Source organism: Wolbachia endosymbiont (group A) of Yponomeuta plumbellus (genome assembly GCF_947251575.1).
Taxonomy (GTDB): Bacteria; Pseudomonadota; Alphaproteobacteria; order Rickettsiales; family Anaplasmataceae; genus Wolbachia; species Wolbachia pipientis.
Window position 1 is genome coordinate 1,098,434 of sequence record NZ_OX366353.1, and the last position, 22,398, is coordinate 1,120,831.

At 33.9% G+C, this 22,398-nt stretch carries 19 protein-coding genes, 1 tRNA gene, 2 other RNA genes and 2 pseudogenes; 14 read left to right on the plus strand and 10 right to left on the minus strand.

What is annotated here, in order from left to right:
• Positions 1-3: 3 nt before the first annotated feature.
• Positions 4-103: signal recognition particle sRNA small type (gene ffs / locus OPR39_RS05360), an RNA gene on the minus strand.
• 218 nt (positions 104-321) lie between these two features.
• Here ffs and OPR39_RS05365 point away from each other — a divergent pair.
• Complete coding sequence (locus OPR39_RS05365) at positions 322-975, plus strand: glutathione S-transferase family protein (protein ID WP_141457290.1); 654 nt, start codon at positions 322-324, stop codon at positions 973-975.
• Position 976: 1 nt separating this feature from the next.
• On the opposite strand, the gene OPR39_RS05370 is transcribed toward OPR39_RS05365, so the two are convergent.
• Positions 977-1,624 (minus strand): O-methyltransferase, encoded by a 648-nt coding sequence (locus OPR39_RS05370; RefSeq protein WP_015589357.1) that lies wholly within the window; start codon positions 1,622-1,624, stop codon positions 977-979.
• Positions 1,625-1,875: 251 nt separating this feature from the next.
• Here OPR39_RS05370 and OPR39_RS05375 point away from each other — a divergent pair, with 251 nt between their 5' ends.
• Positions 1,876-2,154, plus strand: a complete 279-nt coding sequence (locus tag OPR39_RS05375) for a DUF2671 domain-containing protein (protein WP_007551133.1) — start codon at positions 1,876-1,878, stop codon at positions 2,152-2,154.
• A 29-nt stretch (positions 2,155-2,183) separates the two neighbouring features.
• On the opposite strand, the gene OPR39_RS05380 is transcribed toward OPR39_RS05375, so the two are convergent.
• The 3 genes from OPR39_RS05380 to ssrS form a co-directional block, all read right to left on the minus strand.
• Positions 2,184-2,870, minus strand: coding sequence for a DsbA family protein (locus tag OPR39_RS05380; RefSeq protein WP_015589356.1), 687 nt, complete (start codon positions 2,868-2,870; stop codon positions 2,184-2,186).
• A 53-nt stretch (positions 2,871-2,923) separates the two neighbouring features.
• Positions 2,924-3,385, minus strand: a complete 462-nt coding sequence (locus OPR39_RS05385; protein ID WP_041573611.1) for a type II toxin-antitoxin system RatA family toxin — start codon at positions 3,383-3,385, stop codon at positions 2,924-2,926.
• 19 nt (positions 3,386-3,404) lie between these two features.
• A non-coding RNA gene (gene ssrS / locus OPR39_RS05390) (6S RNA) lies at positions 3,405-3,566 on the minus strand.
• A 101-nt stretch (positions 3,567-3,667) separates the two neighbouring features.
• Between ssrS and OPR39_RS05395 the strand changes: the two genes are divergently transcribed.
• Positions 3,668-4,258 carry an MlaC/ttg2D family ABC transporter substrate-binding protein gene (locus OPR39_RS05395; protein ID WP_015589354.1) on the plus strand — a complete coding sequence of 197 codons (591 nt, stop codon included), beginning with the start codon at positions 3,668-3,670 and terminating at the stop codon, positions 4,256-4,258.
• Entirely contained in the window at positions 4,255-5,544 is a 1,290-nt protein-coding gene (locus tag OPR39_RS05400) for a bifunctional folylpolyglutamate synthase/dihydrofolate synthase (protein ID WP_265039317.1), read from the plus strand. The genes OPR39_RS05395 and OPR39_RS05400 overlap by 4 nt, the downstream gene beginning before the upstream one ends.
• Here OPR39_RS05400 and OPR39_RS05405 read toward each other — a convergent pair.
• Positions 5,512-6,006, minus strand: a complete 495-nt coding sequence (locus OPR39_RS05405; protein WP_231115854.1) for a hypothetical protein — start codon at positions 6,004-6,006, stop codon at positions 5,512-5,514. The genes OPR39_RS05400 and OPR39_RS05405 overlap by 33 nt on opposite strands.
• 338 nt (positions 6,007-6,344) lie before the next feature.
• Positions 6,345-6,473 (minus strand): annotated as a pseudogene (locus OPR39_RS07290) (DnaJ domain-containing protein); the annotation flags it as partial.
• A gap of 624 nt (positions 6,474-7,097) precedes the next feature.
• Between OPR39_RS07290 and recA the strand changes: the two are divergent.
• The 7 genes from recA to plsY all read left to right on the plus strand — a co-directional run bounded on the left by recA (position 7,098) and on the right by plsY (position 13,527).
• Positions 7,098-8,165, plus strand: coding sequence for a recombinase RecA (recA, locus tag OPR39_RS05415; protein ID WP_010963008.1), 1,068 nt, complete (start codon positions 7,098-7,100; stop codon positions 8,163-8,165).
• Positions 8,166-8,352: 187 nt separating this feature from the next.
• Positions 8,353-9,045, plus strand: a complete 693-nt coding sequence (locus OPR39_RS05420; RefSeq protein WP_007548750.1) for a phosphatidylserine decarboxylase — start codon at positions 8,353-8,355, stop codon at positions 9,043-9,045.
• Positions 9,042-9,812: a CDP-alcohol phosphatidyltransferase family protein gene (locus OPR39_RS05425; RefSeq protein WP_015589351.1), complete on the plus strand. Its 771-nt coding sequence runs from the start codon at positions 9,042-9,044 to the stop codon at positions 9,810-9,812. Before OPR39_RS05420 ends, OPR39_RS05425 begins: the two co-directional genes overlap by 4 nt.
• Before the next feature lie 22 nt (positions 9,813-9,834).
• Positions 9,835-11,190: an alanine/glycine:cation symporter family protein gene (locus tag OPR39_RS05430; protein WP_265039322.1), complete on the plus strand. Its 1,356-nt coding sequence runs from the start codon at positions 9,835-9,837 to the stop codon at positions 11,188-11,190.
• Positions 11,180-12,646, plus strand: coding sequence for an alanine/glycine:cation symporter family protein (locus OPR39_RS05435; RefSeq protein ID WP_015589349.1), 1,467 nt, complete (start codon positions 11,180-11,182; stop codon positions 12,644-12,646). Before OPR39_RS05430 ends, OPR39_RS05435 begins: the two co-directional genes overlap by 11 nt.
• 28 nt (positions 12,647-12,674) lie before the next feature.
• Positions 12,675-12,881, plus strand: coding sequence for a hypothetical protein (locus OPR39_RS05440; protein WP_081600804.1), 207 nt, complete (start codon positions 12,675-12,677; stop codon positions 12,879-12,881).
• Positions 12,882-12,954: 73 nt separating this feature from the next.
• Positions 12,955-13,527, plus strand: coding sequence for a glycerol-3-phosphate 1-O-acyltransferase PlsY (plsY, locus tag OPR39_RS05445; RefSeq protein ID WP_015589348.1), 573 nt, complete (start codon positions 12,955-12,957; stop codon positions 13,525-13,527).
• On the opposite strand, the gene OPR39_RS05450 is transcribed toward plsY, so the two are convergent.
• The 3 genes from OPR39_RS05450 to OPR39_RS05460 form a co-directional block, all read right to left on the minus strand.
• Complete coding sequence (locus tag OPR39_RS05450; RefSeq protein ID WP_015589347.1) at positions 13,522-15,318, minus strand: hypothetical protein; 1,797 nt, start codon at positions 15,316-15,318, stop codon at positions 13,522-13,524. The two genes, plsY and OPR39_RS05450, sit on opposite strands and share 6 nt — an antisense overlap.
• Positions 15,319-15,370: 52 nt before the next feature.
• Positions 15,371-16,267 (minus strand): cation diffusion facilitator family transporter, encoded by an 897-nt coding sequence (locus OPR39_RS05455; protein ID WP_015589346.1) that lies wholly within the window; start codon positions 16,265-16,267, stop codon positions 15,371-15,373.
• 26 nt (positions 16,268-16,293) lie between these two features.
• A tRNA-Val gene (locus OPR39_RS05460) sits at positions 16,294-16,366 on the minus strand.
• 251 nt (positions 16,367-16,617) lie between these two features.
• Here OPR39_RS05460 and OPR39_RS05465 point away from each other — a divergent pair.
• The 3 genes and pseudogenes from OPR39_RS05465 (at position 16,618) to OPR39_RS05480 (ending at position 21,851) form a co-directional block, all read left to right on the plus strand.
• Positions 16,618-19,994 (plus strand): annotated as a pseudogene (locus OPR39_RS05465) (peptidase M2).
• Positions 19,995-20,011: 17 nt separating this feature from the next.
• Positions 20,012-20,167 (plus strand): hypothetical protein, encoded by a 156-nt coding sequence (locus OPR39_RS05475; RefSeq protein WP_153296799.1) that lies wholly within the window; start codon positions 20,012-20,014, stop codon positions 20,165-20,167.
• A 514-nt stretch (positions 20,168-20,681) separates the two neighbouring features.
• Positions 20,682-21,851, plus strand: coding sequence for a collagen-like protein (locus OPR39_RS05480; RefSeq protein WP_265039328.1), 1,170 nt, complete (start codon positions 20,682-20,684; stop codon positions 21,849-21,851).
• Positions 21,852-22,398: the final 547 nt, after the last annotated feature.

A 22,398-nucleotide genomic window follows, 5' to 3' on the forward strand; every position in this document is an offset into this window, starting at 1 on the left:
AACAAATAATGAAGTAGGTATGCAACCCAAAAAGGTTCTGATATGGCTGCTTCATTTCTGATCTGACCAAATTACAGAGTTTTTGCCTGCATACCTTATAAAATATTATACTTTTTTTTTTATTTAGCAAGGTATATCCTATATTAGTCTTATAATTTATATGTTAGACCTCTTGCAACATTACTTTGGAGTAAACAACTGTTACCTAAAATACTCTTCTCTTGTCATCCCAACTTGGATCCAGAGAAAAAAGATGTGGATTTCAGTGTCACACACTGGAATAACAACCTATAGGTACTGGGATAACAAAAGAGGAATATTATGATTTTATATCATTTTCCTCTTTGTCCATTTTCACGAAAAGTTAGAGCCCTTCTCAAAGAAAAAAAGTTGGGCTGTGATCTAGTGTATGAAAATCCGTGGGAAAAACGGAATGAATTTATGGAGATCAATCCAACCGGGCAAGTACCAGTATTAATAGATAATAACTTTGTAATAGCGGATAGTAATGCCATTTGTGAATATATAGAAGAAACTTACAATAGCGACGTCAAATTATTTGGTTCATCCACTATTATTAAGTCTAAAATACGCGCTCTAATCAATTGGTTCGATAACAAATTTTACAATGAAGTTACTAAGTATATTATGAATGAAAAAGTAATTACTAACCGCAGCCCTGATTCTAGGTTTATCTATGCAGCTCAGCATAATCTGCTTTGCCATATAGAATATGTTGAACACTTAATTAACAAGAACATTTGGCTTGCAACCGATAAGTTCACTTTGGCTGATATTACTTTAGCATCGCATATTTCTGTAATAGACTATGTAAGTAGTTTTCCATGGGAAAAAAGTAAAATTTTAAAAGAATGGTACTCCATTGTTAAATCAAAGCCTTGTTTTCGTGAGATATTATTAGAGAGGATTTCTGGTTTAATCCCTCCTAAACATTATGCTGACCTTGATTTTTAACTTATGTTAGCTTTAAAGCTACAGTCATTCCTTCATCAGTTGGAATCAATATAGAGAAATATTTTTTTTCATCTGATAATCTATTATTAAACTCCCTCATAGCATGCCATGATTTTTCTGATACTTCTTTTGGAGGCGATTCTAAAAATACTGTGTTAAACAATAGAGTGTTATCTGCAACGATTAGCCCATCTTGTTTAATGTATGACTCTGCCCAATCTAAATATTTAGGATAACCACCTTTATCAGCATCGATAAATATCATGTCAAATGGTGCTTTTGCTGATAATTCATTAAGTTTTTCCAATGCATTGCCTTCTATTAGAGTAATTTTATCACTCAGATTAAAAGCACTAAAATTTTTTTTTGCTATTCTTGAGTATTGAGGGTTATTTTCTATTGTATATATGTGACCATCTTCCAGTAGAGCTTTTGCCATGCAAATCGACGAATAACCGTATAACGTGCCAATCTCAACAATACTTTTGATTTTATGGATTTTTATAAATAAACTTAATAGCTTTCCTTCTTCATGGCCGATCTGAATATGTTGCTTTTTTTCAAGAATACAATATTCTTCTATTGTTTTAAATTCTTTTGCAAATAGATTTCTTATGTATGACAATTTTATACTAAAATTATTACGCATAGATTATAAATTAGGGAAGCTTAATTCATACACAATTTATAAATATAATAATATAGTTTGAAATAATAAAAACATTTATTTTAAGTTATTATTTCATAGTATAAAATTTTAAGTGACAAGAATTATTATATATTGTACTATAGTTAACTAGTATAATAAGCAGTCGATTATTGTGCTGGAATTAAAGAGATTGTTTATGCGCATTTCTCTTTATTAAAATATAATTTTTATAATCAATTAGAGGGGGTTATATGTCTTATACTATTGCTAGCGAAGTTGAAACGTTAAACAAAAAATCTAACAAGAATGAAGGGGTTATGTTACTAAATAATCCAGCTTATCGTGAAAAGTATAAAGAACGTTTTGATGAAGCTCAGAGAAAAGTTATGGATATGGTTCAGTTTTATGATGGAACAATAGTATTAATAGAGAATAAAATTGCTATGTATTACTACGCTTGGCACAGTAAAAAAAGAGAATTTGAGCGTAAAAAACAACAAACAGTCGTAAAAAACAATGACTCAGCATAGAGTCTTTTATATGGTAAGCTACAGTGGTATTACTTCACTATAGCTTTTCCATATAATTTATCTATTACATCAGTGAGGTATTTCAGCTCTTTATACCCTTCATGTTTAACTTTATTATGCTCTATATATGACTTACCATCGTTAAGCTTGATGAAAAATATTGGGGTAGCTGTGATACCAAGTTTATTAATTGCCAGTGATTTATCATTTATGATTTTATCCATAATTTTCTTATCATTAATGCATTGGTTAAATGCATCTTGCTTTAAGTTGCTTAGTGCAGCAATTCTTTGTAGTAAAGTCAAATCACTTAAATTGTAGTAATTCCACGAATCTATTGAGTTAAAAACAGCTTTGTTAAAATTAAAGTAGTCTTCTTGTTTTTCGTAGCAATGACTTAGCATTGCAGCCTTTAGCCCTCTGTAATCCAAAGGAAAATGACGAAATATATATAACATCTTACCTGTGTCTATATATTTCTCTTTTATTTTAGGAAAAACATTCTTATGAAAAAGAGAGCAGTGATAGCAAGTTAATGAAGCATATTCTATCATTAGAATTGGTGCTTTTGGATCTCCTAATAATTTATCATCGGGTAATAGTGATAGTAACTCCTTTGATGTTATTTCATTAGTTTCTTTTTGAATATGTTGGTTAACAACTGCATAAGAATTAACACTTATAAAAATTGATAAAAGCAATAGTCTAAAAATCATTACGATATAAATACTTAACTTACTAAAAAAATTATATATTTATATAAATAGTGTCAAGGTAACTTTTGTTTAGCAAGGCTTTCAGCCCTGTCTTTAAATGCAGCAATTATTTTACTTTGTGTATATTTATATACTGAGTTTAATAGGGTTGAAAATGAGTTGGACTTAAACTTAAACTCTATATAAAACTTTACCATAGTTTTATTTTCATCTATGGGAATGAATTGCCATTTATTGCATAGATGTTTAAATATTCCATTTGATGATACAGCTTTTATCCAACCTTCGTTTGTTCTACTTGGAGAAAGAAAGGTTACCTCTGATGTATATCTTCCTTTAATTCCATGAAAAGCTGCTAGAAGGTCCACAACCATTTGATTGTCAATTTTTTCTTTTATATAAACGGCTTTGCACCAAGGAACAAAATCAGGATACCTTTCAACATCAATTACAATTTGGAATACTTCATTAGGCGAACATAGGAAGGTACCTTGTTCTCTGTATTGATGAAGCATAAATTTAGTACCAATCAAAAAAGGATCCGTATCTACCGTCAGCCTTAGTAGATTCCTGAGACCTGAAGTTAAGGTGGGCATCGCATATTAGTTTCAACGAAACCAGCAGAGGCAATTCCCTTCTCTAGAAATTATCGCTCGGGAAATTTAACTTAACTCATAACGCATAGCACAGACCCCTACTTGAATTATAGATGATTTACACAGGGCATGTCTATAGGTATATTAAAGTCAGTAATTGTTATTTAATCTTTATTAAACTTTGCATTTTAAGTATATCTTATGAATATTACTAAAGTTTTAATCATTATTGTTTTTATTGTAATTTCTTCAAGTGCTTACACTAATTGTACAGATCACAAAATTTTTGTGCATACTATGAAACAACAAGTAGACAGCATATCTACAAAAGGAAATAGAAAAAACCTAGAGCATGTACACGAAAAGCTTCAGGAGGTCATTCAGAATAATGTTAACCTCAAAGAAATATCTCGATTTGTCATGGGAAAATATTGGGTTTTGACTACCCGGAAGGAAAGGGAAGATTTCTTAAGAGAGTATGAAGTGTATCTTACACGTTTGTGCGTTAAAATTTTATCTAAATACATGAGTAATAGTGAAATGATCATAATGAGTACAAAAGCAGTTGACGATGAAACTTGCTTAATTGGCACAAGGTTCTCTTACGGTGATGAAGAATTTACAAATATTGATTTTAAAGTTACTAAAAATCACAGTTCTTTCTTGATAAGTGATGTTGTAATGAGTGGAATAAGTATTGCTATTAATCAACGTTCTCAATTTAGTGAGAAGATTGACACGCATGGCATAGCAAGTGTGATAGGTGAATTAAAATGTAACAATAATCTATGATATATATGCCTCATTGGCCTAAGCCACTTGGTAGCAGGCCGAATGATTTTTCTCTTGATCGCATAAAAAGCTTTCTTAGTAAACTAGATAATCCCGAGAAAAAAGTGCCTCCCGTAATTCATATAGCTGGAACTAATGGGAAAGGCTCAACACTAGCATTTATAAGATATATAATGCAAGCAGCAGGGTATAAGGTACACGCATACACTTCTCCACATTTGGTGAATTTTAATGAAAGAATAGTTATTGCAGGCAGTTATATCGACGATAATGAATTATATAGCTTGTTAGAAGAATGCCGTGCCGTAATTGCAGAACAACCTATCACTCTGTTTGAAGCTGCAACTATTGCAGCTTTTTTAGCTTTTTCTCGTCACAAAGCCGATATAACTTTAATTGAAGTGGGTATGGGTGGAAGACTTGATACAACAAATGTTATAGATAGTCCGATTTTAACAATAATTACTTCCATTGCACTTGATCATACGGAATATCTTGGCCCTACTATAGAAATTATAGCAGGTGAAAAGGCTGGAATAATGAAACCTAATGTTCCTTGCGTGATAGCACCACAAGAAAAATCTATAATGAACACGCTAGAATACCACGCAATAAATAAGAAATCTCCCTTATATAGAGGAGGTTTTGAATGGAATTGCAAAAAAAAGAACAACAAAATGGTTTTCCAATCAGCTATTCAATCAATAGAATTTCCTTTGCCGTCTTTAAAGGGTGATCACCAAATAATCAATGCAGGCAATGCTATTGCAGCATGTAGCATTTTGAGTGGAAAATATGGATTTGATATTGGAGAAGAGGATATCACTTCAGGTTTACAGTGCACTTATTGGCCTGCACAACTGGAGCGTATAAAAGAGGGCAATTTAATTTCTTTACTACCAAAAGATTGGCAATTATTTTTAGATGGTGCGCACAATAATGATGGTGCTAGAGTACTATTTCAGTGGGTAAAAGATAATTTTGCTGAAGGTATCTATATAATTTTTGGTGTTACTCGTAACAGAAATGTGGAAGAGTTCTTAGAGCACTTAAAGCCATATATCAAGCTACTATGTGCGGTTTGTGTTAAGTCTGAGCCCAAAGCAACAAATACAAACTTGATTAGGGAAAAAGCCAATAACATAGGAATAAAAGCAATTGAGTGTGAGTCAATTGGCGATGCAATATCAAATCACATATTAAAAGCCTCTATCCAAAACGTCAAAACCATACTAATCTGTGGCTCATTGTTCCTAGCTAGAGACTTCGCTATGGAGAATAGCTAACTTTGATGATATTAACTGACCGATGGGGAAATAACTTTGATTGCTCATAGTACTGCTTGGCTTTTCGTTATCGACTTCTATAAACTGATCATCACCTTTAAATTGCTCCTCAATTGAATTTATAGCTGTCTTTTTGAGAATATAATTACTTGCAGCATTTAAAATAGGTGAAGTAACAATTAAAAGCGTAAATGGTAATGAAAGTAATAAGCCGGATAACATCATAGAGTTAGTTATACCAAAGCCGTTGGCAACTAAATCTAATCCCACACCGAAAAACATTAAAGATGTACAGATTGTGTTGCTCAAAATAACTGAATTTTTTAGCCACTTTAATTTAGTCCTATCACTCTTTGAAAAATTTTCGCATTCTTGGTCAAAGTTAAACAATAATAAAATATTAGTCTGATGATTAAACTCTTTCCCATTTCTAGTATAAATGCTCTTAACAGCTAGACTCAAAATAGATCCTGCTAACAAGGGAGCAAGAAAACCTACTGCTATTGGTACATTAGAAGAAATACCATTAATTATTAAAATGCAATTGATGTGAAGGATACTAAAAGAACTCCTAAGAGATTTGAATAAGAAGAATATTTTACATAAGCAGTTACATTATTGTTAATTGACTGCTGCTTATTATAGAGTTTATTTCTGCACTTATCATCTAAGTATTTTTGCAATTCTTCATAACTGCGACTCCACAACTTACCGCGTAATTCTTTTATTAAATTATTTCTTTTATTGAGACCTTTCTCCAATGGCTCTATTATAAATTCTTCAAAAAATGGCTTATTTAATGCAATAACCTTAAATTTCTCCTCCGCTTCTTTATTGTTTGGGTTTTTATCTGAGTGATATTTTAACGATAATTTACGGTATTGTTGACTAAGCTTTTTCTTAATATTCTTAATGTCAGAATTTACCACATCCTCCTTTTGAATATTAAATGTTAAAAACAACTGCTTTAAAGCGTGGTACTCATTTTCATTCAAAACATTTCTAGCCACATTACACCTACAAATTAACTAACTATTAATGTTCTATAATATACATATTTCCAAACTATGTCAATTATTTCATAAATATCTTTGGTAAAAATTATTTCTGTTATGACTAGCATGATAAGTGTATGAAGCGACTAAAATTGTCATTACAGCGCTTAGTGTACGACAGTGCTCCAACATTTAGGGTTGCAGTTTTCATGGCAGATCTGAGTAGCTGACCCATCTAAGAGGTGTCATTCAAGTAGCTGACACTGGAATGGCTTTGTTGCATCGCACCTTATACGGTAGTAATTTACAATAAATTCATGTAGCCATTTCGAATTTAGTCATTTCAGTGTTGGCTACTTGGATGACACCACCTGCTATGCTGCAAATTGCAACGTTCGTACACTAAAGTATAGTGTGTTACTAACGAAGGCAAACAAATATCTGCTTTATGAAAACGTTAATATTTTTCATTGAAATAATACATAAATACTAGAAAAACCTTGGCAGGTTATTCGCGTTTGATTATCATAGAGAATTATATAAATTAATAAATGATCTATGGCAAGTAACCCAGAAGAAAGAAATAGTGATAAACAAAAAGCGCTAGATAACGCAATAAGCCAGATTGAAAAAGCATTCGGTAAAGGTGCAATAATGAAGTTGAAGCAAAACCCTGTAGAAAAAATAGACACAATATCCACAGGATCAATTGCGCTTGATTCGGCTCTAGGTGTTGGAGGTCTGCCAAAAGGGCGTATAATTGAAATATTTGGCCCCGAGAGTTCTGGTAAAACCACTCTTGCCTTGCACGTGATTGCTGAAGCACAAAAAAAAGGAGGATCATGCGCATTTATCGATGCAGAACATGCATTGGATGTCTTATATGCTCGTAAACTTGGGGTAAGCACTGATGATTTAGTGATTTCACAACCAGACACTGGAGAGCAGGCGTTGCATATTGTTGAGTATTTAGTGTGTTCTGGTGCGGTTGATGTGATAGTTATTGACTCTGTCGCAGCATTAACTCCAAGAGCTGAAATTGAAGGTGATATGGGTGATCAACATATGGGGCTGCAAGCAAGGCTTCTAAGTCATGGGCTACGGAAACTAACCTCTGCCGTTTCAAAAGCGAACTGTATATTGATATTTATTAATCAAATTCGTATGAAAATAGGAGTAGTGTATGGAAATCCTGAAACTACCACGGGTGGAAATGCATTAAAATTCTATACTTCTGTAAGGCTTGATATAAGAAAAGTTGGTGTAATAAAAGACAAAGAAAATATTACAGGTAATGAAACAAGAGTTAAAGTTGTAAAAAATAAAGTTGCTCCTCCATTTAGAGAAGCGAAATTTGATATAATGTACAATGAAGGTATATCAAAACTCGGAGAAATAATAGATATGGGAGCAAAGCTTGGTGTGCTTGAAAAAGCAGGCGCTTACTATTCATATAACAACACACGTCTTGGGCAAGGAAGAGAGAATGTAAAAACTTACCTAAAAACAAACAAAGAAGTCGCAAATGAAATAGAAACGAAAATCAGAGATTTACTCAGAAATCATGATAATTCTATCATAATAGACGAGGATAGTGAGCAACTTTTAGAAGAATCAGTTTTCTGATCTAAACTTAGGCATTAGATTTTGTGTTGGACGGGTTGTTACAGTATGACGGTAATTCTATGTGCTAATATAACAATCTGTAATGTTACCTTGTATCAAAAAGACTTTGCTGAAGCAGTTAAAAAAAGCTTTTCATGAGAAATTATAAATGATAAATTGTTAACAATAGGTTATTGTTAATAAGATTATGTGTTTTGGTTTACCTAATATAAACAGGGAAGGTTATTCATTTATAGTAGTTTCCTTTATAGTAACGTGTATAGCATTCTCTATATCTTGGGGGTTTGGCGTTACGTGCTTGTTTCCGACATTATTGTGTACTTATTTCTTTCGTGATCCAGCAAGAGCTGTGCCAAACAATAAGAATCTTATATTAAGTCCTGCTGATGGTGTGATTTCAAAAATTGAAGAAGTTAATTATCCTTTATCAGCAGAAAACGGAGAGGAGAAGAAGTTTACGCTTGTTAGCATATTTTTAAGTGTTTTGAACGTCCATGTGAACCGTATACCAATATCTGGTACGATAAAGGAAATGAGTTATAAAAAAGGCAAGTTTGTATCCGCAATGAGCAATAGGTCTAGTAATGAAAATGAAAAGCAGGTTATTGTAATTGAATACGAAAAGGGGAAAGAAATTATTGTGGAGCAAATAGCTGGATTAATTGCACGTCGTATCGTTTGTAATTTAGGAATATCCCAGAACGTAAAAGCAGGTGAAAGGTTTGGAATTATAAGGTTTGGCAGTAGAGTGAATATCTATGTTCCTGCTGATACAGAAGTCAGAGTTTCAGAAGGGCAAACTGTTATTGGTGGTGAAACAATTATAGCAAACTTAAATAAGGAAAACGTTCAAGAGAAGCTTACTTTTGACGTTATATGAATAACGATGGAAGTAACAGTAGATTCTTACCTATTACTAAATTATTCCCAAACTTTATAACTTTATTGGGTTTATGTTCTGGTCTCACTTCACTTAAATTTACATTTAATGAACAATGGGAATTCTCAGTAATTTTTATCATCATTGCAGCAATAATAGATGGAATGGATGGCAGAATAGCTAGAATTCTAAAATCAACTAGCGATTTTGGAGCCCAGCTTGATTCTTTTGCAGATTTTCTAAATTTTGGTGCAGCGCCTGCATTTCTTTTGTATTTTTGGAAGCTAAACGAAATCAAAGTCATAGGTTGGATTTTAGTAATGATATACGTAATCTGCATATCAATAAGACTTGCAAGATTTAATGTTTCGCTACACTCAGAACAACCATACTGGGAAAAATTTTTCTTTTCTGGTGTTCCAGCTCCAGTGTGTGCTTTACTTTCTTTGTTACCAATAATTATTACCTTTCAATCTCATGAGAGTGAATACTTACTTCTCATAGAGCGATTTTTTAACACAAGAAACGTAGCTTGTTACTTTCTGGCCATTTCATTTTTTTCGATAAGTCACATTCCAACTTTCTCTGCAAAATATATTTATATTCCCAAAAGCCTATCCTATATATTTGTGTCATTTTTTGGAGTACTTATTGTATTTTTCATCAGTAAGCCCTGGATGACTCTACCAATTTTAGGTATAGTGTATACACTTACTATTCCAATAAGCATCGGGTTTTACATATATTTTACATATAAAACTCGTTAGCTAACAAAAAATAGAAAACTGCATGATTTTGAAGATAAGTGAACTATTAAATTCATTTCTGTATATAAAGATATTCAACATTCCATTTATAATTATTTGGGTAATTGCAACTGGAATCTTTTGTACTGCCCAGTTCAAATTCATTAACTTTAGGTTACTTAAATATGGAATACAGACGCTATTCAATCTAAAGTGTAATAACAGCAACAATGGCATAATCACTCATATTCAAGCGTTTGCAACAGTAATTTCAGGAACAGTTGGTCTTGGAACAATATCAGGAGTTGCAATAGCTATCACAATAGGGGGCCCAAGTGCAGTTTTTTGGATGGTAATTACCGGAATACTTGGTATGTCGATAAAGTTTGCCGAGGTGGTGCTTGCATTTACTTATCGCTCTGAAAATACAACTGGCGGGGCTTTTTATTACATGAAGTACGGGCTTGCAAAAATTGGATTTGCAAAAACTGGTAGATTTCTTGCCTTCACTTATGCGATTATGCTACTTATTGCAATGATTTTGGGCGGTATACCATTTCAAGCAAATCAAATAGCAGCACTATCAAATAACCTCCTAGAATACAACGCATCCATTATTATATCCCTGCTTGTCTTTATTGTAATATTGGGAGGAATAAAGCGCATTGCTTTCGTTTCAACGAGCTTAGCACCAATTATGATAGTGCTATATGTGGGTATGTGTATATATTTAATTTATGTAAACGGAAGTAATTTGCTGAATGCTCTATCCATAATATTCCAAGATATCTTCAATAAATCAGCTATAGGAAGCGGAGTATTGAGCGGATTAATAGCCGGAGTGAGAAGATCAGTGTTTGCTAACGAAGCAGGTACCGGAACAGCAGCTATAGCACATTCAGCTGTAAAAGAAGAAGATCCAATTAAAGTTGGGTGCGTTGCAATGATTGCACCACTTATAGACACAATATTAATCTCATTTTTGACTGGTATTGTGATAATTATCACTGGTATGCATAGCACTGATAACGTGGGTGATATTACACTAATTAGTTCGATATTTTCAACAGCTTTGCCCTTGTTCAGCAAGTTAGTTTTTCCGCTAATGATGTTTTCCTTTGCATTTTCCACAATAATAGCTTATTGTTACTACTGTGAAGTTGCTTTGCTGTATTTATTTGGTAGTAAAAAAATACTGATACCGTTCCAAATTCTTATAGTGGTTTCAGTGTATATCAGTTGTATGTCAAAGAATATAGAATTTATATCTTATCTAGGTGACAGTTTGTTTATGTGCCTTATGATTCCAAATGCTGTTGCAATATATCTACTGAGAAGGGAAGTCTTGAGTACAATAGATTCCTATTACAATTCTAAAGGTATTAAACATGACTTATAGATTACTTTGTATGGTGTTATTTTGTCTATTGTTTAATGATGCGCATGCTGCTTCAGGTTTTTACGAAAGTTATGACGCTGTGTTGAATGGAATAAATAACTTCATGAATGAAGTGCTGTTTTTCAAGATCCTTTACGTGCCATTTATAATCCTTCTACTAGTTTTTGGTTATGTGTTTCTAACATTACGTTTTGGATTTCTCAACATAAGAATGTTTAAGCATGCATTTGCTATTTTATGTGGAAAATATGACACGAATCACCATGATGGTCATATTACGCATTTTCAGGCATTTATGACTGCACTTTCAAGCACAGTAGGCCTTGGAACTGTTGCTGGAGTCGCAATTGCAGTTTCAATGGGAGGGCCAGGAGCGGTGCCTTGGATGATGATTACAGGTTTTTTTGGTATGTCAGCAAAATTTGCTGAGGTAACGTTGGCGTTTAGACATAGAACAGAAGATCAGGACCAATTGTTTAGTGGTCCCTTTCAGTATATAAGGAATGGTCTGGAGGAATTTGGATTTAAAAAACTTGGTATTGTGCTGGCTGCCATGTATGCAGTATTCTTTGTATTATCAGGTCTTGGTGGAAGTGTAGCGTTTCAAACCAACCAAATGGTTTCCATATTATCTGGCTATTCAAGTTGGGTAGATGGTCACTCTTGGTTTCTTTCTTCCATAATCTCTGCGCTGCTTGCTCTAGTGATTATTGGTGGAATTAAAAGGATAGCTAGAGTATCTTCTGCACTAGTGCCTATTATGTCACTTATATATATCTTTAGTTGTATTATTATTATTGCATTTAATATTCATAACCTTGGTTATACGTTGAAAATATTATTTTCCACTATGATAGATTTCAATGCTGTTGGCGGAGGGATGGTAGGAGCATTTGTTGCTGGAATTCAAAGGGCAATCTTTGCCAGCGAAGCGGGTGTTGGTTCTGCTTCAATTACTCATGCAACAACTAAAGATGAAGAACCAGTAAGAACAGGGCTTGTTGCAATGATAGAGCCGTGTTTTGATACAATGCTCATTTGCTGTTTAACTGGAATAACGATAGTAATAACAGGTGCATACCAAACAGGTGTTGGTGAGGGAATATTAATTACTCAAAAGGCATTTGAGACAGTTTCTCCATGGTTTCCTATCCTTCTAACAGTAGCTGCTCCTTTGTTTGCATTTTCTTCGGTAATTTCATTTGTATATTGTTGTGAAATGGGGTGGCTATATTTATTCGGTGCAAAAAGTATAGTGATATACCGCATAGCGGTAATAATTGTGGCGTTTTTCTCTGGCCTTTCTAAAGATATAATGGCTATTGCCAATATCGGTGGAACTTTGTTCTCTTGTTTAGCTTTGATCAACATGACAGCGCTTATACTGTTTAGCAATCAGATTAACGATGAAGTTCAGTGCTACCTAAAAAGGCTGAGGAATAATAAAATTAATTAAATTTTGGCATATGAAGGTACAACAACAGATGTCATTTCAGTACCATCTTCTTGTTACCTCAGAACTCTCTCTTGTCATCCCAGTGCGTGACACTGGGATCCAGTCTATTTCATCATGGACATTATTTTTAAGATATGCTCCTAGAATCCGTTGTCAACTGCATAATTTGCAAATACTTTTATATCTGGATTCCAGTGTCAAGCACTGGAATGACACCCTTCTGGTACTCAGATGATACGAAAAGAAACGCTGGAACGACGTCGTTCAAGGCAACAAATTGCCTTCAAATTACAACAACTGTGGATATGATGGAGAGGTACGTAATCCTTATACTATCCTACATACTCGGTTCAATACCGTTTAGCTTAATCATTACAAGAATAAAAGGGATAAACTTAAGAGAAATAGGTTCAGGTAATATTGGTGCTACAAACGTTGCAAGAACAGGAAATAAATTTCTTGCTGCTTTGGCATTACTTCTGGATTCCTTTAAGGGATTTATTGCCGTTTATATAGCACAACAATTTTTTGATGATAATCTTTGTATATACATATCTGCAATTTTAGCAGTTTTAGGACACATGTTTCCTGTATGGCTAAAATTCAGTGGAGGAAAGGGCGTTGCAACCACTCTAGGGATACTGATAGCATTTAACATTGATATTACTTTAGTATTCGTAATAATTTGGATAATAGTCTTTCTTGCCTTTAGATACTCTTCCCTTGCTTCACTCAGTGCTACTTCAACGGCTGTAGCATGGTCCTTTTTTTTTCAGAGGAATTTGTTCTTAACATTACTAATTATAGGAGCACTAGTTTTCTTAAAGCACCACAGAAATATTGTGAATCTTCTGCAAGGTAAGGAAAATAAATTTTTATAAGCATGCTGACTCTGCTGCTATATTACTAACAGATACTTCATGCGAGAAACGACTTGAGACTACTTCCTCTACTTCTTTTATCATTTCTTCCATGCTTTTTCCACTTTTCTTACATGCATCATCAAGTGCTAATTTTAGCTTACGTATATCATTCTCTTCTAGCATCTTATTCATTTCTTTTTTCGTTATCTCTAATTTTTTTAGTAAGATGTTCTCCATTATCTCTCTTTCATCACCTTTATACTGGCTACTTAGTCTGCTATACGCAATGCAACACTTCTTTTCTCGTGGCAAGGCTGACAGATTTTGCAATGTAGCATCTACTTGAACTTCTATAGGGTTAACTTTCCTAGCCTTTTCAACAGCTTCTGACCTAAATTTCTCGACTTCTCCTATTATTATTTTGCTAGCTATTCTTTTAGCTTCATCCACAGATGAATCCTTGAGAGAAAAATCTGTCTTGAGTAAATTTTGGTTTAAAAGCTCTAGAAAAACTTTTTCTTTTATATCAGCACAACATCTTGTGTTTGTTTCTTGTGCAATATAAAAAGATAAGCGCTCATCCAAGAATTCTACTAACTTTATAGAACTAATATCTTTCATTAACATCAGCACAATTTGTTCACTATATTGAGAAGTGAAACTCAATAATTTTCTCATTAAAGGAATACTTACTTCTGAAATAAAATTATCAACTATCTTCTGACTTTCATCGTTAGGGTCATTCTGAGCTTTGTACCAAGCCTTAAGAATTTCTTTACTGTTTTTTTTGTTTTTTAACCTGTCTAACATGAACTTACGTGCTTCATTTTTTGCCTCTGAAATTGATATTTGCTGCGGAGCAGTAAATCTAATTTCTGGATCAGGATGAATACCCTCTAGTGTGCTTAACATTCTGTAGACAATACCGGTAAAACAGGTGTTAGGGATTCGCTCTTTTCTAGAGAAAGTTTGGCTATCAAGCAAATTTGTAATTAACGCGTCTTTTTTATTTTTTACAGCTTCTCTGTCTCCATCATTGCAGGCTTTCAGAACTAAAAGTAAAATCTGTCCACCTGTAAAGCCGGAGCTATGCTTTTGATCATCTTTGCAAAAGTCATTTAAAAATGTAATTACTCTTCCTTTATCCTCATCACTAAATTGACGATAATTAAGTTCATTTAAATCATTTATATATTCAATAAATTGCTTAAATTCTCTATCATTAATAACGTCTTCGGATACTTTTTCACCATACTTATCTTTTAATTTATCAATATTTTTAATGATATCATCATTTAATTGATGGGGCAGTAAATGTTCAAGCTTAACATCAAAACTATTAACCATACCACGTAAATTCTCTTTTATACCCTCCAAAAAGAAATTTATAGAAGCTTTAAGCAGCGTAAATGGGTTAAAATCTTTTGGTCTCAGTTCACTCTGCAATAAAACCAATAGCATTGTAAGTGGTATAGTTCCCAGTAACGAAATAAGCAAAAAAGTGGTAGTGAAAGTTAGATATGTTATAAAAGCAGAAAACAAGAGGAAGGCTGCTACCTTGATTGTATTGTTCTTAAAAAATATTTCCCAATATTCCCTTTTGCTCATCTTTTGCTGTTTTGCCGTTTTTATTTCTTTGTAGATATAAAGAGTTTTAATTTCAGACCTGAAGAATATAGTACCAAGAGAAAAAAGAACATTAACGGGATTAGTGATAATGCTTAAAGAAACAAAAGTTGCAAAATAACTAACAAACTTTAGCCTGCTAGATTCCTTTGAAGGAAATTGTATTTGAGAAATACCTATCATAGCTTACCTTCAACATCATTACACTTTAGTAATAGCATAATAATTTAAAACGTCAATGTTTAAGTATCTTATTATCCGCACATTCATCATACTCGATTTCAACTGTAGAGTGTGCTATTTCGAACTTATCTAGCAATATTTTTTTTATTTCATATAAAACATTGGTGTGCTGCACATTTTGCTTTATTTTAGCATGCATGGTAATTATAAAATAATTATCAGACAGCGACCATGTATGTATGTGGTGCACATCTATCACTTCAGGTAATTCTGATGTGATCTTACTTTTTATCTCTTCAGCAGATATACCCTCAGGTGTACCTTCAAGGAGTATATGGCAAGAATTCTTTAGAATTTTGTAGCCACTATTTAGAATTATCACACTAACAAATACTGATAAGATTGGATCTACTATTTGCCATCCAGTAAGCATGATAATTATGGATGCAAGTATAGCAGCTACAGAACCTAAGATATCTCCTATAACGTGTAGTACAGCACTTTTTATGTTTATATTGCTCTCGCATTTACTATGTAATATAAAAAAGACTATGATATTAGAGATCAGGCCAAGTGTAGCAATTATTAACATTACTTTCCACTCAACATTGACTGGAAAAATAAACCTTTTTATTGACTCAATTATAATGATTACTGCAATGAGGAATAGAGTTAAACCATTAACAAATGCTGCAATTATCTGCAACCGATGATACCCGTATGATCTCTGCAAATCGGATTTCTTAGCTGAAAACCTATGTGCTAACCAGCTTAAAACCAAGGCAAAGAGGTCAGTGAGCATATGCCCTGCATCTGATAATAGAGCAAGCGAATGTGAAATTATTCCACCTACTATTTCCATAAACATTGTTATCGCAACTATTATTATGGAATAGATTAAGCGCTTGGACTGCGCTGCTGAGTGTTTACCGTTATGCACTGCTGTCATATAAAATCTTTTCATGAACAAAAACGTGGGTAACACTGGGTTCGAACCAGCGACCGCTTGCACGTCAAGCAAGTGCTCTACCAACTGAGCTAATTACCCATCGTGGTTTTAGTATAGTGCTTTGGTGGAATGAAAGTCAATAAACCACTTTGCTTTTGTCCTTGTCCAATGTGATTCCGAAATATAGCTGTATAGAATTTCAGCCATATTCTAAATTTTACATATTAAGTTAACTATCTATACTTTATTTATTAAGATATAAATTATATTAATACAGGAATTTACGTTTTTTTTAGGGAAATTACTTTATGCTTGATATTTGAAGAGTTAATAAATTATAGGTTAGAATCATGGCAATCAATCAACAAGTAAATAAAAATATAACTAAAGAAGAATACTTCAACAATAACGGCAAAGGGTTTAATTCGCCACATGTTATAGAAGTTGAAGATTTAAATATTAAAGTAGAGGTTTATTCTCACAATTTAAGAGCAAGTAAAGTTGCTAACATTGAAAGTGAGATAAGAGAAACAGCTACTAGTTTTAAAGATACATTCAAGTTAGAACGCGGCAGTTCAGAACAAACATTTAAAATTTACATGTTTGATGACAAGGATGATTACACTCACCTTGGTGGAAGCGAGCGTTTCGGTTCTTACCTTGGAGACGAAGGTGGTAAATGTTACTACAAAGGGAAAGCTGATGTTTTTGCTGAAATGTACGTCTACCAGCAAGGTGGCGTTCATAATCTTCAGCATGAATTTGCACATGGTTTAACTTACTTGGCTACAGGAGGCAAATCTTTACCTACAGTATTAATGGAAGGAATTGCAGATTACTTTGAGCATCATTCAGATCATAAATTCAATTCTCAAGGATCAAGTATTGACAAGACCGAAGCTGCAAATTTGGATTTAGATAAAATTTTAAGTTTAGAATACTCAAAGGACAGCGAAGCAAATAGCCTAGTTTATAAAACAGGTCATGCGTTGATAATGTACTTACAGGAAAAAGATCCTAGTTTATTAAGAGACTACCTAGATGCTTTACGTCAAGGTAACTCAGATGAGTCAAAAAGTTTCTTGAAAGACATAAAAGGACACGATACTGACTTCAAAAGTTGGCTTGCTGAGAATGATACAGAAACTGCAATGGAACATCTCAACGCTTTGCAAGTTACAAAAGGAGATTTCATAGCAACTGGTCAAGAAATAGTGGGTGGAGAAATTAAAAACGTATCCTACTATAAAGCAAATATAGAAAAAATGGATGGAGAAAACGTTGGAAGTTTTTCTCCTGTAGAACACGTTGCATTTTATGATGTTGCTCGTGCTATAAATAGGGCAACAAATGATACACTTGATATATCAAAGGAATATCATTTCCTCAAGGTAGTAAAAACTTCCGATGGACAAGATAAACTAACTTACTCTGACCAACAAGGTAATGAGTACCGAAACAGTCTAGAGTATAAAAATCAGGCTTTTAGAATGCTATCAAAGTATGATGAAAATTTAAAGAAAGCTTATGATGATGCATTAAAAAATCTGGATGAGCAGAGGCAAATGGAATATCCCAAGATAAATAAAGAATATAGCGAAGGGAAGATTTCTTACGAAGAGTATTCAGACAAATATTATTCAATTCCCTCCAAATATGAGGAATTAAAAAGTACCTTACTTGATGAAACCATAAACACTGGCTTAGAACAAGTAAAAGCGACTAAGAACATCGATGTAGAAAAGATGTTAGAAGAGATGATCAATATCGATTCAAACTTGATAAGAGGTACAAATCATATTGATCTACAAGAAGGTAAGATTTTTTCTATGCAAGCTCATGGTCAAGGAGATATGGGTGCACTGTCTATATATGACGGAAATACAAAGCTTGGAGAATTATTGAGCGAATCAGGATTTTTTAAGCAAGTTGAAGGCCAAACTAAAGAAACTTTCGTTTTTGAGGATATATTACACAACTTAAATGTTTCATACGAAGGCGGTGCTTACATGGCAGTTACAAAAGAAAATGGTCATTATAAAGCTTCCCTAATAGATGGCAGAACAGTTGAACGCGATGAATACTTTGATGAAGCGCATTTACATGAAAATGAATTGTTGCATCCTAGCACTGGACACATCCAAAAAGATTTAGATTCTCTGCTTCTTAGAGGTACCAAAATTTTGAATCATCAGGATTCAGAACATGCACAATATTCTGATGAGCAAAAGGCAAATGGAGTAATCGTGGAAAAAGGAAAATTACTGGATAATAAGGGAACAGATAGGACAGACGATGATGTATATGAAGCTGTCGTAAAGCAAGGAGACGAGCGCTTACATGAATTTAAAAATATGGGCTTTTATATTACCGAGAAAGGTGATCTATTTATTCATGACCATGGAGCAAATGTAAGGTTTCAACTACCACAAAGTATTACTCATCTAAAATTAGTGGAAAAAGACGGAGCATATAAGCTTGTTCCGGTGACAAAAGATGGTAATGAACATCCAATAGGTATGCCAAATATATCAGATGAATATAGATACATAGATCCAATATTTGCACATGAATATGAAAAGAGAGATTATTCCCATAAACATGTAAATGTGGGCCTTATAAACTTAGAGAAATATGGCTCTGGCAAACTTTTTGCTATAAAGTACGACCCAAATGATTACCACATACAAAGAAACTCTAGCGGTGAAATAGTTAGAATAAAAGATCAAACATATTTCACTAAAGTAAAATTGTTTGATGGCGACGAAGAAATTGGAATGTTATCTAATAACTTCCATAACTTCAAAGGTAAAATATTCTTTTCTGCTGACTACAACTACAGTTATAACGATTTCCTAGCATCTGTTTCTCCTCAAGTTGAAATTGAGGATATGGGAAATGGAAGTAAAAAAATAACTTTCGATCAAGGTAGTGGTGATATCGGTGATACTAATAGAGGCTACACGGACTATCAGAGAATATATACAAAAACCGAAAGTCCAAAAGGGCAAGTAAGTGAAACTAAGACAGAAGTTCATAGTACTACTAATGTTGTTGCACAAGCTGCTGAAGAGAAAACTGCATCAAACGACAATAGTGAAATGCAGTCTGACCAGCCACAAATTCCAACAAGGGCAAAAAGGTCAGCTTCAGTGGAGGAGAAAGAGCAAGAACAGGTAGTATTAAAGACACAATTCTCAAAATAGAAAAGAGCTACGAGCAGGACTCAGAAGGGAAGCATAAGGCAAATGTAACGATAGATTATAATGATGTAAAAGCCTTATATGATAGAGCGGAAGGAGCAGAAAAGCAATCTGTGTTAGATTTTTGGAACAAACTGCACACATCAGAATACAAGGTTGGTGCTTTGCCGGAAAACAAATACTATTTTGAAAAAGGCAAATTCGTAATCCACGATAGTGATACGAAAAAGCTTATAGTGTTACCTGAAGATAAGGTGTCCATCAAGATAATGAAGGATGGTGATAGTTATAGTTTAGCTATATCAAGTGGTAATGGCAAAGTAATAAGCAGCATTAGTAAAATAGATAATCCAAATTACGAATTGCTGTCAGATTCAAGTCATTTCAATTCAGAGGAGCAAGATAATATTGTATTATCAGATCAACATCACGAATATAATCTTTATCTAGAGAATGGTTTTGTGAAAATGTTCGATTGCGCAAGCGATCACATTTATCACGACCACAACTCGGCCTATATCTAATACATACAAGGAGGGCAGTGCCCTCTTCTTGTCATTCCAGTGTCAAGCACTGCCGTCTTGGATGGAAACCAGCGTCACGCCCTGGAATGACAGGGTTTGTCATCCGAGTAGCCCCTTCGGTGTCATCCCAGTGCCCAGACACTGGGATGGCTTTGTTGCATCGCTACTTATGAAAGGCTAACTATAGTTAGGATTATAAGCAACTTATTGAAAATCTTGTTTTTTTTGCAATCAATCTGATCAAATTTAAGAATAGTAATTTGTTATTTATATTAATAAATTTAATTCTATTGAAAATAGCTAAAGCATTGAAATTCTTGAATTTTAGCCGGATTGGTAAATGGTAGTGAAATTTCTTTTACTCAAATTTAGGTATTCACTGACCGTTCTTGTTATAAATACCAGAATAATAAGCTACTGATATTCTCCACCTTTTTTATCTTTAATCCATTATAGCTAGCGATGCAACAAAGCCCACTGGGATCCAGAAAACTTAACTTTAAATAAGTGGCTGCATAATAAAGGCTGGATTCCAGACTGGAATGACATCATCTGCTACACACTTGAATGACAAGAGAAGAATTCTGAAACAACAAGTTTCAAGGAAATCTTATGTAAAATCTAACATTAACGAAAATTATACTATTTTCATGCATGCTATGGTTTTTGTAATTAATGGAGGGTGATATGGCGTTGAGTGAAAAATTGAGTACAATAGATACAATAGAAAACCTTGCAACTAACAAAAATTTTTTAGGAAAATTGATAGTGGAACTCAATAAAGGTGCTAATGATAAAGGTATATATACTAAAAAAGGTGTGGATGATGAGTTGAGAAAGAAAGCTAATACTGCAGATGTTTACACTAAAAGAAATGTAAATGATGAGTTGGCAAAAAAAGCTGACAAGAATTACGTCGATGCTGAGCTAGGAGAGAAAGCTGGTGCAGCTGATCTAGCCAACAAAGCTAATACTGCAGATGTTTACACTAAAACTGATGCAGATACTGCTTTTGTCAAAGCTACAGAGCTTAAAACAAAAGCTGCAGCAAAAGATGTCGTGGATGCTATAATTGCTTCTACTGATTTTACCGATAAAGTATACACTAAAAATGATGCAGATACTGCGTTTGTTAAAACTGCAGATCTTGCAACAAAAGTTGCAAAAAAAGCTGTTGTGGATGCTTTAATACCAGAATTAGCAAAAGGTGCTGATGATAAAGGTATCTATACCAAAAAAGGTGTTGGTGATGCATTTGTTAAAACTTTAGGACTTACAGATACGCTAAAAACAGAAGTAGTAAAACAGCCTGTTGTGGATGCTATAACTGCTTCTCCTGATTTTACAAATAAGGTATATATTAAAGCTGCTCCAGCCGATGAAGTTTACACTAAAACTGCTGCAGAGACTGCTTTTGTTAAAGCTACAGAGCTTAAAACAAAAGCTGCAGCGAAAGATGTCGTGAATGCTATATTTGATGCAAAAGACGGCGACAAATCAATTTTAGTGGATAAATTAGGAGGATTTCTTGATGCTACTGACACAGCGTATGGTGACAAAAATGACCAAACAGCAAAGGTGTTCTTAGGAGGTAAAGGGCTAAAAGGAGAGACAGGAGCCACTGGTCCTAAAGGAGCAGATGGTAAAGATGGAGCTCAAGGCCCACAAGGGGAGACAGGAGCAGATGGTAAAAGTCCAACAGCTGCTGAAATAGCTGCTGAGAAAGCCTTACAAGAGCATGTAACAAAGATAAGCATACAAAGTCCAGAATTTAAAAGAGCTGTGCAAGAGGAAATGTCACAACCGTATTTTGAGCCTCCAACAAGTGATGATGCTGCACTTAATTGGACTTGGTAATACAGCTTAGATCCAAGTAGTCACGCTACTTGGATGACGTCATATGGTCCTCTGATGACGGAAAAAGGACTCGGATAACACCCTACAATGTCATTCCAGCGCGTGACGCTGGAATCCAGCCTTTTCATAATCATTAAAATGTTGTATTTTAACATAAAACGGCTACTTTTATGCTTACCAACTTAATAAAATTCCTGGATCCCAGTGTCTGGGCACTGGGATGACACCCTACTAGCAGAAGTTACTCTCAAATGTTTGTTCATGTTAGCTACAAACATTAAGAAATTTACCAAACGAAAAAAGGCAAAAGAAGCCCTAGTCATTGTCTATTTTCAGTATTGGCGTTTTTTAAGTCTTAAACACTGCAATTTAGCTGCTTTTAAATGCAACTCATCTTAGTTTAAATGTTTAAGAAATTTACTAAGCAGAAAAAAAGGCAAAAGAAATCCCGTATTAGCTAGTTGTCACTCTCTAATCCTGCAAATTGGCGTGCTATACTGTCTTAAACGCTTTATAAGCGCGTTTCAGCTTATATAGGTAAAAACCC